This window comes from Enterobacter sp. BWH52 (assembly GCF_001037565.1).
In the GTDB taxonomy this organism is placed as follows: Bacteria; Pseudomonadota; Gammaproteobacteria; order Enterobacterales; family Enterobacteriaceae; genus Enterobacter; species Enterobacter hormaechei_C.
The window spans coordinates 3,055,600-3,069,510 of sequence record NZ_KQ089854.1; the positions used below are offsets into that span (position 1 = coordinate 3,055,600).

At 55.8% G+C, this 13,911-nt stretch carries 12 protein-coding genes; 8 read left to right on the forward strand and 4 right to left on the reverse strand.

Annotated features, from left to right (window positions below):
• The first annotated feature begins 21 nt into the window (after positions 1-21).
• The 6 genes from mepS to yejF all read left to right on the forward strand — a co-directional run bounded on the left by mepS (position 22) and on the right by yejF (position 7,873).
• The gene (mepS, locus tag SK47_RS14450) at positions 22-591 is read left to right on the forward strand and encodes a bifunctional murein DD-endopeptidase/murein LD-carboxypeptidase (RefSeq protein WP_003859364.1); all 570 of its coding nucleotides are present in this window, start codon (positions 22-24) and stop codon (positions 589-591) included.
• Between the two features lie 127 nt (positions 592-718).
• A complete protein-coding gene (locus SK47_RS14455) occupies positions 719-2,272 on the forward strand; it encodes a cyclic di-GMP phosphodiesterase (RefSeq protein ID WP_003859366.1) in 1,554 nt (517 codons plus the stop codon).
• Between the two features lie 75 nt (positions 2,273-2,347).
• Positions 2,348-4,153 (forward strand): extracellular solute-binding protein, encoded by a 1,806-nt coding sequence (locus SK47_RS14460; RefSeq protein WP_032634211.1) that lies wholly within the window; start codon positions 2,348-2,350, stop codon positions 4,151-4,153.
• Between the two features lie 9 nt (positions 4,154-4,162).
• Positions 4,163-5,257 (forward strand): microcin C ABC transporter permease YejB, encoded by a 1,095-nt coding sequence (locus SK47_RS14465; protein ID WP_003859369.1) that lies wholly within the window; start codon positions 4,163-4,165, stop codon positions 5,255-5,257.
• Complete coding sequence (locus SK47_RS14470) at positions 5,257-6,282, forward strand: microcin C ABC transporter permease (RefSeq protein WP_023324979.1); 1,026 nt, start codon at positions 5,257-5,259, stop codon at positions 6,280-6,282. Before SK47_RS14465 ends, SK47_RS14470 begins: the two co-directional genes overlap by 1 nt.
• A gap of 1 nt (position 6,283) precedes the next feature.
• Positions 6,284-7,873 carry a microcin C ABC transporter ATP-binding protein YejF gene (gene yejF / locus SK47_RS14475; protein ID WP_048244562.1) on the forward strand — a complete coding sequence of 530 codons (1,590 nt, stop codon included), beginning with the start codon at positions 6,284-6,286 and terminating at the stop codon, positions 7,871-7,873.
• A gap of 3 nt (positions 7,874-7,876) precedes the next feature.
• On the opposite strand, the gene SK47_RS14480 is transcribed toward yejF, so the two are convergent.
• The 3 genes from SK47_RS14480 to rsuA all read right to left on the reverse strand — a co-directional run bounded on the left by SK47_RS14480 (position 7,877) and on the right by rsuA (position 10,420).
• Complete coding sequence (locus tag SK47_RS14480; RefSeq protein WP_003859372.1) at positions 7,877-8,221, reverse strand: YejG family protein; 345 nt, start codon at positions 8,219-8,221, stop codon at positions 7,877-7,879.
• 276 nt (positions 8,222-8,497) lie between these two features.
• Entirely contained in the window at positions 8,498-9,697 is a 1,200-nt protein-coding gene (locus tag SK47_RS14485) for a Bcr/CflA family multidrug efflux MFS transporter (protein WP_003859373.1), read from the reverse strand.
• A gap of 15 nt (positions 9,698-9,712) precedes the next feature.
• A complete protein-coding gene (gene rsuA / locus SK47_RS14490; RefSeq protein ID WP_048244563.1) occupies positions 9,713-10,420 on the reverse strand; it encodes a 16S rRNA pseudouridine(516) synthase RsuA in 708 nt (235 codons plus the stop codon).
• A 151-nt stretch (positions 10,421-10,571) separates the two neighbouring features.
• On the opposite strand from rsuA, the gene SK47_RS14495 reads away from it, so the two are divergent.
• Both SK47_RS14495 and rplY read left to right on the forward strand, forming a co-directional pair.
• Positions 10,572-12,332, forward strand: coding sequence for a DEAD/DEAH box helicase (locus tag SK47_RS14495; protein ID WP_022651520.1), 1,761 nt, complete (start codon positions 10,572-10,574; stop codon positions 12,330-12,332).
• Positions 12,333-12,457: 125 nt separating this feature from the next.
• Positions 12,458-12,742, forward strand: a complete 285-nt coding sequence (gene rplY / locus SK47_RS14500; protein WP_003859376.1) for a 50S ribosomal protein L25 — start codon at positions 12,458-12,460, stop codon at positions 12,740-12,742.
• A 51-nt stretch (positions 12,743-12,793) separates the two neighbouring features.
• Here the strand turns inward: rplY and yejK are convergent, their stop codons facing one another.
• On the reverse strand, positions 12,794-13,801 hold the full coding sequence (yejK, locus tag SK47_RS14505) for a nucleoid-associated protein YejK (protein WP_017383403.1): 1,008 nt from the start codon (positions 13,799-13,801) through the stop codon (positions 12,794-12,796).
• Between the last annotated feature and the right edge of the window lie 110 nt (positions 13,802-13,911).

A 13,911-nucleotide genomic window follows, 5' to 3' on the forward strand; every position in this document is an offset into this window, starting at 1 on the left:
CTTCAAGGGAAAACAAACAAAATGGTCAAATCTCAACCAATCTTGAGATATATCTTGCGGGGGATCCCGGCGATTGCAGTGGCGGTTCTGCTTTCGGCATGTAGTACGACGAATACCGCGAAGAATATGCATCCTGAGACGCGTGTTGTGGGAATGGAAGATTCCTCTTCACTGCAAGCCTCTCAGGATGAATTTGAAAATATGGTACGTAATCTCGACGTTAAGTCGCGTATTATGGATCAGTATGCTGACTGGAAAGGCGTGCGTTACCGTCTGGGCGGCAGCACCAAGAAAGGCATCGATTGTTCCGCTTTCGTACAGCGTACGTTCCGTGAGCAGTTTGGGTTAGACCTTCCGCGTTCTACCTATGAACAGCAGGAAATGGGCAAGTCCATTTCGCGTACTAAACTACGCACGGGCGATTTAGTCCTGTTCAGAGCAGGTTCAACCGGTCGACACGTTGGCATCTATATCGGTAACGATCAGTTTGTCCATGCTTCCACCAGCAGCGGTGTGACGATTTCCAGCATGAACGAACCTTACTGGAAGAAACGCTACAACGAAGCTCGCCGCGTTCTGAGCCGTAGTTAATATTGTTGTCGTATCGTTGGTTATCCCTTGGCTGGCGATACGATAAAAAAAGCACTGCTCCGGCAGTGTTTTTTTTTGCCCGTTACACTGATAACTATCCAGCGGCATTTCAGGAATCACGACATCTATGTTAACCCGCTACTTCTCCAGCAACCGCAAGATACTGTTTATCAGTTTCCTTACAGGGTTATTCACTGCCCTGCTTCTGGGAGCATTACAGTTTTACTGGAGTTATCACAAGCGAGACGTCAGATTCGATACTCTCATTACCGATTTAAGCGTTTACATGGAGAGCTATTTCGATGAGCTCAAAATGTCGATTGATACGCTCCAGCCACTCACGCTGAACAGCTGCGAGGAAGTGAGTGCCGCCCTGACCTCCCGGGCGGCCTTTAGCATCAACGTGCGCGCCTTTTTGCTGGTCAGGGATAAACAGGCCTTCTGCTCCTCGGCAACAGGCCCGATGAATACCCCGATGGAAAAGCTTATCCCTCAGCTACATATCAGCAAACCTGTTGATATCGCGCTCCTGCCGGGCACGCCAATGCTGCCGGATAAGCCCGCGATCGCCATCTGGTATCGCAATCCGCTGGTGAAAGACGGCGGCGTGTTTACGTCCGTCAACCTCAACCTGTCGCCTTATCTTCTCTATACGTCACGTCAGGATGAATTTGCCGGGATATCGATCGTCATTGGCGATTCCGCGTTATCTACACAGTCCGGAATGCTGATCCAGGCGCGGGATTTGCCTGACGTCCCTGCCCGTAGCGCCACGCTGAAAAATATTCCATTGACCGTTAACGTTTATGCGCAAGCCTGGACAACCGATGAACTGCTCTACGCGGTGTTTTTCGGCCTGGTCTGCGGTATCGCGGCGGGCCTGTTGAATTTCTATATTCTTACTATCCGTCTCAATCCGGGGAAAGAGATCCTCACGGCCATCAAGCACGACCAGTTTTACGTGGTCTATCAACCCGTCGTGGATGCGCAGTCGCTCAGAATGACCGGGCTGGAAGTCCTGATGCGCTGGAAGCATCCGGTGATGGGCGAAATTCCACCGGATGCCTTTATTAACTTCGCTGAAGCGCAGAAGCTGATTGTCCCGCTGACGCTGCATCTTTTTGACCTGATTATCCGCGATGCCCCTGTCCTGCAAACAGTGCTCCCGCCTGGGGCCAAGTTTGGGATCAACATCGCGCCCGGGCATCTGCATGCGGAAAGCTTTAAAGAGGATATGCGCGCGTTTCTCGCCGCCCTTCCGCCCGATCACTTCCAGATTGTGCTGGAAATAACCGAGCGCGACATGATTAACCACCGCGAGGCAAATCAGCTGTTCGAATGGCTGCACAATGAAGGTTTTGAAATCGCCATCGATGATTTTGGCACTGGCCACAGCGCGCTGATCTATCTGGAACGCTTCACGATGGATTACCTGAAAATTGACCGTGGCTTCGTGAATGCCATCGGGACTGAAACCGTCACCTCGCCAGTGCTTGACGCGGTGCTGACGCTGGCAGAACGTCTGAATATGATAACCGTCGCCGAGGGTGTTGAAACGCCCGAGCAGGCGGCGTGGCTGCGCGAGCATGGCGTAAACTATCTTCAGGGCTACTGGATTGGCCGCCCGATGCCGCTGGAGCAGTTCAGGACGTGGCAACCCGATATCACGCTCGGGGAATAATTTCACAATCACGGCGCTGTCCCTTATTATTCTGTTCAACCGAGCCTGTCTGTGAACAAAGGGATCCGCCGCACTATGATTATGCGCGTTGTGTTGACGCTGTTGGCGCTGGTGAGCCTGTCGAGCCAGGCGCAGACCATCAAAGAGAGCACGGCCTTTGCCGTCATTGGCGAGCCGAAGTACGCGGTTAACTTTAACCACTACGATTACGTCAACCCAGCCGCCCCGAAAGGCGGAAACGTGACGCTTTCCGCCACGGGAACATTTGACAACTTTAACCGCTTTGCCCTGCGCGGCGTAGCGGCAGCGCGTACCGAATCCCTCTATGACACGCTGTTCGTCACCTCCGACGACGAGCCCGGCAGCTATTATCCCCTGGTCGCCGAGAACGTACGTTACGCCGAAGATTTCAGCTGGGCAGAAATCGCGATTAATCCGCGGGCGCGTTTTCACGACGGTACGCCGGTTAGCGCCCGCGACGTGGCGTTCACCTTTCATAAATTTATGACCGAAGGCGTGCCGCAGTTTCGTCTGGTGTACAAGGGCACCACGGTGAAAGCCATCGCCCCGCTGACCGTGCGAATCGAACTCCCTGAGGCGAACAAAGAGAATATGCTGAGCCTGTTCTCCCTGCCCGTCATGCCCGAATCCTTCTGGAAAAACCATAAGCTGAGCGATCCCCTCTCTACCCCGCCGCTGGCCGGAGGGCCGTATCGCATTACCGACTGGCGAATGGGCCAGTATGTGATCTATTCCCGTGTGAAAGATTACTGGGCAGCCACGCTGCCGGTAAACCGGGGCCGCTGGAACTTCGATACAATCCGCTACGACTACTACCTGGATGATAACGTGGCCTTCGAGGCATTTAAGGCAGGCGCATTTGATTTACGTGTCGAGAACAGCGCCAAAAACTGGGCGACCCGCTATATCGGAAAAAATTTCGCGAAAGGCTATATCGTTAAAGACGAACACAAAAACGAATCCGCGCAGGACACGCGCTGGCTGGCGTTTAATATTCAGCGCCCGGTTTTTTCCGATCGTCGGGTGCGTGAAGCCATTACTCTGGCGTTTGATTTCGAATGGATGAACAAAGCGCTGTTTTACGGAGCCTACAGCCGGGCGAACAGCTATTTCCAGAATACTGAATATGCCGCCCGTGATTATCCCCACGCGGACGAGCTGGTTTTGCTGGCGCCATTGAAAGCGGAGCTACCGCCGGAGGTGTTCACCCGCATATTTGAACCGCCCAAATCCGACGGAAACGGGTTCGACCGGGACAACCTGCTGAAAGCCAGCAGCCTGCTGGATGACGCTGGCTGGGTGCTGAAAAATCGGCAACGGGTTAATGCGCAAACCGGTAAACCGCTCAGCTTCGAACTGCTGATTGCCTCTGGCGCAAACGATCAGTGGGTGCTGCCGTTTAAGAAGAACCTTGCCCGGCTTGGCGTCACTATGAATATCCGCCAGGTCGATATGGCCCAGTTGACTAACCGCAAGCGCAGTCGCGATTACGATATGATGCAGACCCTGTGGGCCGCCCAGCCGTGGCCGAGTTCAGATCTGCAAATCTCCTGGGCATCGGGGTATATCGACTCCTCCTACAACGCCCCGGGCGTAAAGAGCCCGGTGATTGATGCGCTGATTGCAAAAATTGTGGCCGCTCAGGGCGATAAGAACAAGCTTCTGCCGCTTGGCCGCGCGCTCGATCGGGTATTAACCTGGAACTATTACATGCTGCCGATGTGGTATATGGGCGAAGATCGCGTGGCCCGCTGGGATAAATTCTCCCTGCCTGCCGTTCGCCCGGTTTACACCCTCGGCTTTGACACCTGGTGGTATGACGTGAATAAAGCCGCAAAATTGCCCGCAGAGCGGCGTTAAGGAGTGACGATGGGCGCTTATCTTATCCGCCGGCTGCTGTTAGTGATCCCGACGCTGTGGGCCATCATTACCATTAACTTTTTTATCGTCCAGATCGCCCCCGGCGGTCCGGTGGACCAGGCGATTGCGGCAATAGAATTTGGTCACGCTGGCGGCATGCCGGGCGGCGGCGGCGAAGGAATGGGGGCCAGCCATGCCCGGACGGGCGTGGGCAACATCAGCGAAAGCCACTACCGGGGCGGTCGGGGACTGGATCCGGAGGTGATCGCCGAGATCACCCATCGCTATGGTTTTGACAAGCCGCTGCACGAGCGCTATTTCAGGATGCTATGGGATTATGTCCGTTTCGATTTTGGCGACAGCCTGTTTCGCAGCGCCTCGGTGTTAACCCTGATCAAACAAAGCCTGCCGGTTTCCATCACGCTCGGACTGTGGGGGACGCTGATTATTTATCTGGTCTCCATTCCGCTGGGGATAAGGAAAGCGGTCTACAACGGTAGCCGTTTCGATATCTGGAGCAGTACGTTTATTATCATCGGCTACGCTATTCCGGCGTTTCTGTTTGCCGTGCTGTTGATTGTGTTTTTCGCAGGCGGCAGTTATTTCGACCTCTTCCCGCTGCGCGGGCTGGTCTCCGCGGATTTCAGCACGCTGCCGTGGTATCAGAAAATCACCGATTACTTCTGGCACATCACGCTGCCGGTGCTGGCGACGGTCATCGGCGGTTTTGCGGCGCTTACGATGCTGACCAAAAACGCCTTTCTTGATGAGATCCGCAAACAGTACGTCGTCACTGCGCGCGCCAAAGGCGTCGGTGAAAAGCAGATCATGTGGAAGCACGTTTTTCGTAACGCCATGCTGCTGGTGATTGCAGGTTTCCCCGCCACGTTCATCAGTATGTTTTTTACCGGCTCGTTGCTGATAGAAGTGATGTTCTCGCTCAACGGATTAGGGCTGCTGGGCTATGAGGCCACCGTCTCCCGTGATTATCCGGTGATGTTTGGCACACTCTACATTTTCACCCTGATCGGCCTGTTGCTGAACATCATCAGCGATATCAGCTATACGCTGGTCGATCCCCGTATCGATTTTGAGGGCCGCTGATGTCGCGTTTAAGCCCCGTCAATCAGGCCCGCTGGGCGCGCTTTCGCCACAACCGTCGCGGCTACTGGTCGCTGTGGATCTTCGCCGTCCTGTTCGCCTTAAGTATGTGTTCGGAACTGATTGCCAACGATAAACCCCTGCTGGTGCATTTCAAAGACCGCTGGTACGTGCCGGTGCTTACTACCTATAGCGAAAGCGATTTTGGCGGCCCGTTTGCGACGCCAGCCGAGTACCAGGATCCCTGGTTACGTGAGCAGATAGCGCAGCACGGCTGGGCTATCTGGGCACCGATTCGTTTTGGCGCGAACAGTATTAACTTCGCCACGTCTACCCCCTTCCCTTCGCCGCCTTCCGCGCAAAACTGGCTGGGAACGGACGCCAACGGCGGCGATGTGCTGGCGCGCATCCTCTATGGCACCCGCATCTCGCTCCTGTTTGGGCTGCTGCTGACGCTCTTTAGCAGCGTAATGGGCGTTGTGGCGGGCGCCGTGCAAGGCTATTACGGGGGTAAAATAGATTTATGGGGACAGCGCGTGATTGAAGTCTGGTCCGGTATGCCAACGCTGTTTCTGATTATCCTGCTGTCCAGTGTGGTACAGCCTGGCTTCTGGTGGCTGCTCGGGATCACCGTCCTGTTCGGCTGGATGGCGCTGGTCGGCGTGGTGCGCGCGGAGTTTCTGCGCACGCGGAATTACGACTATATTCGCGCCGCGCAAGCGTTAGGCGTGAGCGATCGCGCAATCATCTTCCGCCACATGCTTCCCAATGCGGTGGTGGCGACCCTCACCTTCCTGCCGTTTATTTTGTGCAGCTCCATTACCACCCTGACGTCGCTTGATTTTCTTGGTTTCGGTTTGCCACTGGGCTCACCGTCCCTTGGCGAACTGCTGTTGCAGGGCAAAAACAATCTCCAGGCCCCCTGGCTGGGCATCACCGCATTCCTCTCCGTGGCGGTGCTGCTTTCCCTGTTGATTTTTATTGGCGAAGCCGTGCGCGATGCCTTCGATCCCAACAAGGCGGTATGACATGACCCGGCCTCTTCTGAGCATAGAAAACCTGTCGATTGCGTTTTCAAAGCAGGGCGAATCACGCACGGTAGTGACGGATTTATCGTTGCAGATCCAGCGCGGAGAGACGCTGGCGCTGGTCGGGGAATCCGGTTCCGGTAAAAGCGTCTCGGCACTTTCGGTGCTGCGCCTGCTCCCCTCCCCGCCGGTCAGCTATCCGCAGGGGGATATTCTGTTCCATGGACAATCGCTGCTGAACGCTGACGAGCAAACCCTGCGCGGCATTCGTGGCAATAACATCGCCATGATTTTTCAGGAGCCGATGGTGTCGCTCAACCCTCTGCATACGCTGGAAAAACAGCTCTATGAAGTGCTGTCCCTTCATCGGGGAATGCGTAAAGAGGCAGCGCGGGGTGAAATTCTGGACTGCCTTGAACGCACCGGTATTCGTCATGCGGCGAAACGGCTGAACGATTTCCCGCACCAGCTTTCCGGCGGCGAGCGCCAGCGCGTGATGATCGCAATGGCCCTGCTCACGCGCCCCGAACTGCTGATTGCCGATGAACCCACCACCGCGCTGGACGTCACGGTGCAGGCGCAAATTCTGCAACTGCTGCGCGAGCTTCGCGACGAGCTGAAAATGAGCCTGTTGTTCATTACGCACAACCTGAGCATCGTGAAAAAGCTTGCTGACACGGTGGCCGTGATGCAAAACGGCCGCTGCGTGGAACAGAACCGGGCATCCGCCCTGCTGAGCGCGCCTCAGCACCCGTATACACAGCGCCTGCTCGATAGCGAACCCGCTGGCGACCCGGTTCCGCTTAACGCTGACAGCGCGCCATTGCTGAGGGTTGAGGGGCTGTCGGTGTCATTCCCGATCCGCAAAGGCATTCTCCGTCGCGTGGTCGATCACAATCATGTCCTGAAAGACATGAGTTTCGCTCTGCGTCCGGGTGAGTCGCTTGGGCTTGTGGGCGAATCCGGCTCGGGCAAAAGCACCACCGGCCTGGCGCTGCTGCGCCTGATCGCCTCTCAGGGAAGCATTGTCTTTGACGGCATGCCGCTGCAAAACCTGAATCGCCGGATGATGCTTCCTGTCCGCCCGCGGATGCAGGTGGTATTTCAGGATCCAAACTCTTCGCTTAACCCGCGCCTGAGCGTATTACAGATTATTGAAGAGGGCCTGCGCGTCCACCAGCCGACAATGACGGCGCAACAGCGTGAAATCGACGTGAAGCGGGTGATGGAGGAAGTGGGTTTAGATCCCGAGACCCGGCACCGGTATCCGGCTGAGTTTTCTGGCGGACAGCGCCAGCGTATAGCGATTGCCCGCGCGCTGATCCTGAAACCGGAGCTGATCGTGCTGGACGAGCCAACCTCTTCCCTGGACCGCACCGTGCAGGCGCAAATTCTGGCGCTGCTGAAGGGGCTACAGGAAAAGCATCGGCTGGCCTATATCTTTATCAGCCACGATTTACAGGTGGTGCGTGCGCTTTGCCATCAGGTGGTGGTATTGCGGCAGGGAGAAGTCGTGGAGCAGGGAGAGTGCCAGCGCGTATTCACCGCGCCGACGCAGGATTACACGCGCCAGCTATTGTCCGCTGACTAGCACTCAGAAAGGGTATTGACCGGAGAACGGCTCGGCAATGGCCACGCCGAAGTTTTTCAGACGACAGGTGGCGGCAAACTCATCCTGGCTGTTAACAAACAGGCACGGCTCACCTTCGCATTCCAGCACGGAGCTGTCCACTTCGATGTCCGTCAGCGCCTGGCTGAGACGTTCCATAACCGGCCACGCATTTTCATCGCTCGGGCTGAGCAGTTTGAGCGCCACCAGGCAATTATCCTCCCCGGCAACGCTTTGCGGAATCGGTTCAACTTTCGAACCTGCAAAACCCGTCGACCAGCGATAGCTCTGGGGCAAGCGATGGACAATGGAGAGTTGTAATGTATTCACGTTCAGATCCCCGGAAGCAAATTTACTTCACAATTTATTTACATTTATAGTAACACATCATCGACAACCTGCACTGTTTAGCGGATTTTATAGGCGTTGCAGGCTCGCGTCGGCGCTATATGTACCCGTTTCTGCGATCTAACTCAACCTTTTTAAATACAATGATGTGACTTTTTACATAAATAGATTTTACATAAAAGAAACAAACACAGGGTAAACGAACGTAGGGTTGGTTGATATGGGTCAACAAAAAGGCCCGTATCGGGCCTTAAGTGGTCATTTATGCGCCGTCTTTCGCGGCCGGCTGGCGTAAAGATAAAAAAGAATGGAGCAGGTCGCGCAGAGGGCAATCGCCCACAGCATCGGCCAGGCGGTATTAAACGTTGCCGTCGAGAGCAGCGCCCCGACTATCGCGCCAATCCCGAAACGGAACGTTCCTGCCAGCGACGAGGCGGTACCCGCCATATGCGGGAATTCGTCGAGGATCACCGCCATCGCGTTGGATGAAACCATCGACACGCAGCCGACAAACGCCGCCACGCCCACCACCAGCGCCCAGAAACCGACGCCCAGCAACGCGCTCAATACCAGCCAGATAGCCATCACGAACTGGATCCACAGCCCGGCGCGGAACATATTCAGCGCCCCAACCCGCCGGACAAAGCGGCTGTTGATAATGGTCATCACAAACAGGAACACAATATTCAGCGCGAAGTAGTAACCAAAATGCTGGGGTGACACATGGTTCAGTTCGATGTACACAAACGGCCCCGCGCTCAGGAACGAGAACATTCCGGCAAAGCTGAAGCCGCTGGCAAGCATATAACTGAGCACACGCTTATGGCGAAACAGCGAGGCAAAGTTGCCAAGCGTGGTGCGAACGTGGAACTTCTGTCGTCGCTCGACCGGCAGCGTTTCATCGATAAAGACGAAGATCATCACCGAGGCCAGCAGCGCGGCAATCGCCAGGATCCAGAAAATCGCATGCCAGCTGAACCAAACCAGCACCGCCCCGCCCACCATGGGGGCGACCAGCGGCGCAATTGTCGTGACCAGCATGACGAACGACATCATGCGTGAGAACTCTTCCTTCGGGTAGACGTCGCGCATCAGCGCGTTAATTACCACGCTTGCCGCAGCCGCCGCCAGGCCATGGAAGAAACGCATCACAATCAGCTGATCGATACTCTGCGCCAGCGCGCAGGCCACCGCCGCCGCGGCAAATATCAATGTCCCCCCCAGAATAACGGGTTTACGCCCCAGGCTGTCTGCCATTGGGCCATAAAAGAGCTGACCGAGGGCAAAACCAAGAATGTAGGTGCTGAGCGTCATCTGCGCGCTGCCTGCCGGTACGCCAAACTGCGCGGAAATCACCGGCAGCGCGGGCAGATACATATCGATAGACAGCGGCATCAGCATGGCCAGCAGGCCAAGGATAAATACAATTTTAAACGACGAGTGTGGCCTGGTGGTCACAGAGTTCTCCTGAATTTAGCGTGAAGGCAGCCCGACGCTGGCAATCTCTTCTTCCGTCAGCGGGCGATATTCCCCTGGCGCCAGGTCTGGATCGAGTGCAATCGCGCCGATACGTTCACGATGCAGCCCCACAACGTGGTTGCCCACGGCGGCAAACATCCGTTTCACCTGGTGATAGCGGCCTTCACTGATGGTCAGGCGCACGTCGGTTGGAGTGATGATTTCCAGCACCGCCGGTTTGGTCAGATCTTTTTCATTATGCAGCTGAACGCCTTTTGCGAACTGCTCTGCCGTGTCATCCGAGACCGGAGACTCAAGCGTCACCCGATAGGTTTTCTCACAGTGATGGCGCGGGTAGGTGATGCGATGCGACCACTGGCCGTCATCGGTCATCAGCACCAGGCCGGTGGTATCGATATCCAGTCGCCCTGCCGCATGCAGCTTGTGCGCCACAGGTTCGTCGAGGAAGTAGAGCACCGTCGGGTGATCCGGATCGTCCGTTGAACAGACGTAACCTTCCGGTTTGTTGAGCATGAAGTAGCGCGGGCCATTCTGCTGGGTCAGCGGGTTGCCGTCATACTCCACCTGGTGCTCAGGCTGGAGTTTAAAAGCGCTGTCTTTCACAATGTCGCCGTCCACGGTTACGCGGCTGGCGCGAATTTCACGCCCGGCAATAGCGCGGCTTACGCCGAGTTGCTGAGCGATAAACTTATCAAGTCGCATGAAATCTTTTTAGCCTTAATGGTGCTGGAAGTCGGACTACGCGTCCGAAAAAGAAGCAGTCAGAAACAGTTCAGTATAATGGTCTGGTTGCGCCACTCAAGGGAAAAAGTTTCGTGGCATACTATATGCGAGTTAACTGAATAGAGAAGCCATGACGTTCACATTACGCCCCTATCAGCAGGAAGCCGTTGATGCCACCCTCGCCTGGTTTCGCAAGCATCGGGAGCCCGCCGCCATCGTACTCCCGACCGGAGCCGGCAAAAGCCTGGTGATTGCCGAACTGGCGCGCCTGGCCCGCGGACGCGTGCTGGTGCTGGCGCATGTCAAAGAGCTGGTGGCGCAAAACCACGCCAAATATTGCGCGCTCGGCCTGGAGGCCGACATTTTTGCCGCCGGACTGAAGCGCAAAGAGAGCCACGGAAAAGTGGTGTTTGGCAGCGTACAGTCCGTCGCGCGCAACCTGGAACTGTTTCGCAGCGAGTTTTCCCTGCTGATTGTCGATGAGTGTCATCGCATCAGCGATGACGACGACAGCCAGTATCAGCAAATCCTCACTCATCTGAAAAAGGTGAATCCTCACCTCCGTCTGCTTGGCCTCACCGCCACGCCGTTTCGTCTGGGCAAGGGCTGGATTTATCAGTTTCATTATCACGGCATGGTGCGTGGCGATGAAAAGGCCCTGTTCCGCGACTGTATCTATGAGCTTCCGCTGCGCTACATGATCAAGCACGGCTACCTGACGCCGCCGGAGCGGCTGGATATGCCCGTCGTGCAGTACGATTTCAGCCGCTTACAGGCGCAGAGCAACGGGCTGTTCAGCGAGGCAGATCTTAACCATGAGCTGAAAAAACAGAAGCGGATCACGCCGCATATCATCAGCCAGATTGAAGAGTTCGCACAAACGCGCAAAGGGGTGATGATTTTTGCTGCCACTGTCGAACACGCGCGCGAAATTACGGGGCTGCTGCCCGCCGACGACGCGGCGTTAATTACCGGTGAAACCCCCGGCCCGGAGCGCGACAGCCTGATCGAGGACTTCAAAGCTCAGCGGTTCCGCTATCTGGTGAATGTCTCCGTACTAACCACCGGCTTTGACGCCCCGCACGTCGACCTGATTGCGATTCTTCGCCCGACGGAATCCGTCAGCCTGTATCAGCAGATTGTTGGCCGCGGGCTGCGTCTGGCGCCGGGCAAAACCGACTGTCTGATCCTTGATTACGCCGGTAACCCGCACGATCTCTATTCGCCAGAAGTAGGCACGCCAAAAGGCAAGAGCGACAACGTTCCCGTTCAGGTTTTTTGCCCTGCCTGCGGGTTTGCCAACACCTTCTGGGGGAAAACCACCGCCGACGGCACGCTGATTGAACATTTTGGCCGCCGCTGTCAGGGCTGGTTTGAAGACGATGAAGGCCATCGCGAACAGTGTGATTTCCGCTTCCGCTTCAAAAACTGCCCGCAGTGCAACGCTGAAAACGACATTGCCGCCCGCCGCTGTCGGGAGTGCGACACGGTCCTGGTCGACCCGGACGACATGCTGAAAGCAGCGCTGAAACTAAAGGATGCGCTGGTGCTGCGCTGTTCCGGCATGGCCTTACAACCCGGCGCGGATGAAAAAGGCGAGTGGCTAAAAATCACCTATTACGACGAGGATGGCGCAGACGTCAGCGAGCGGTTCCGGGTCCAGACGTCCGCCCAGCGCACCGCGTTCGAGCAGCTCTTTATCCGCCCGCATACCCGCACGCCTGGCGTACCGCTGCGCTGGCTAACCGTTGCCGATATCGTGCGCCAGCAGGCGTTGCTGCGGCATCCTGATTTTGTTGTCGCCCGCAAAAAAGGGCAGTTCTGGCAGGTACGTGAGAAGGTCTTTGACTATGAAGGACGCTTTCGCCGGGCAAACGAATTGCGCGGTTAACGGGACTTTTCGTTGATGCGCGAGCCATTTGAGTATAAAATGCCGCCCGCTTCACATCCGTGAGGCAGAACACTCACCTGCTGCTGGGTCGCCTGTAGTAGGGTTTTAAATACAGAGAGAAATCAATGTTCACTATCGAAGCAGAAGTACGTAACGTGCAGGGTAAGGGTGCGAGCCGCCGCCTGCGTACCGCAAACAAGTTCCCGGCTATCGTTTACGGTGGCGAAGCTGCTCCAGTTGCTATTGAACTGGATCACGACAAAGTATGGAACATGCAGACCAAAGCTGAGTTCTACAGCGAAGTTCTGACCATCGTTGTTGGCGGTAAAGAAGAAAAAGTGAAAGTTCAGGCTGTTCAGCGTCACGCGTTCAAGCCAAAACTGACTCACATCGACTTCGTTCGCGCGTAATCGCAAACCTGTCGAGAAAAACCCCGCGTTTGCGGGGTTTTTTTATGGCTGTTACTTACCGCCTGAGGTGCGACGCTGAAGCTGGTCGCGCAGATTCGGCGGCGTGCCTTTAATGGTCAGCGTGTCGGTGGCCGGGTCCCAGAAGATACGTTCCCCGAGCAGCATGGCATCAAAGTTAATGGTTAACCCACCGCCGCTACCGGCAAATTTCGTCAGCTGACGCAGCGTACTGCGATCCGCCGGGAAGCTCTCTTCCAGCTCATAGCCTTTTTCCGCGGTAAATTCCTGGAAGCTGACTTCGCTGACGCCTGCCAGCTCTTTGGACAGCGACTCCAGCTCAATCTCTTCCCCGGCCTGTAACTGCTCGTTGCAGTAGCTGTAAACCTGCTGACGCACGTTTTGACGCTCAGATTTATCAAGCTGCGCCTCAGCCGTAAAGTCATCCACCGCCTGGAGGAGACCTTTGTTCTGCGCTTTGGCATTCAGCCCTTCGCTGGCACCGAGGAAGTCCATAAAGAAATCGGCCACTTTGCGGCCCACGCGACCTTTAAGGAAGGTCAGGTAGCGCGTCGATTCCGGGTTGGTTTCCCATTCGGTTAAATCGATACGCGCCACAATATCCGCATGGTTGATATCCAGATAGTGCGTTGAGCTGATATCCAGCTGCTCGTTCACGCGCATACTGCTTAAGTTATTCAGCACGGTGACCAGCAGATACTCTACCGCCAGATAGCGGTAGTGGCAGAACAGGACGATACCGCCATCGGCGAAGGGATATTTCGCCAGTTCGTCACGCAGACGGCCAGTAGCAGCGCGGCTGAATGCCAGGAAATCCTCTTCGCCCTGACGTTGCAGGCGCAGGCTATCCGCCAGTTCGCTCTCTTCGCTGAACAAGCCATAGGCTTTATTTTTCGCGCTGTAGACGCGATGCAACTCCGCCATCATCTCGACAACGGTAGGCGTTGGTTCCAGTAACGAATCGCGCAGCACCACTTCAAGGGTTTGCTCATCACGCTTGATAAGCTGGTGCAAGGCAATCTGGTTGATTTCCAGACTCATGATAAACTCTCCTTTTAGACCGGGCGGTATTCAACCACCACCAACGCATGTGTGCAACAGAAGATAAAAAAGGGGAAAAAAAGCTGTTGCTACGGTAATATGTCGCCCTT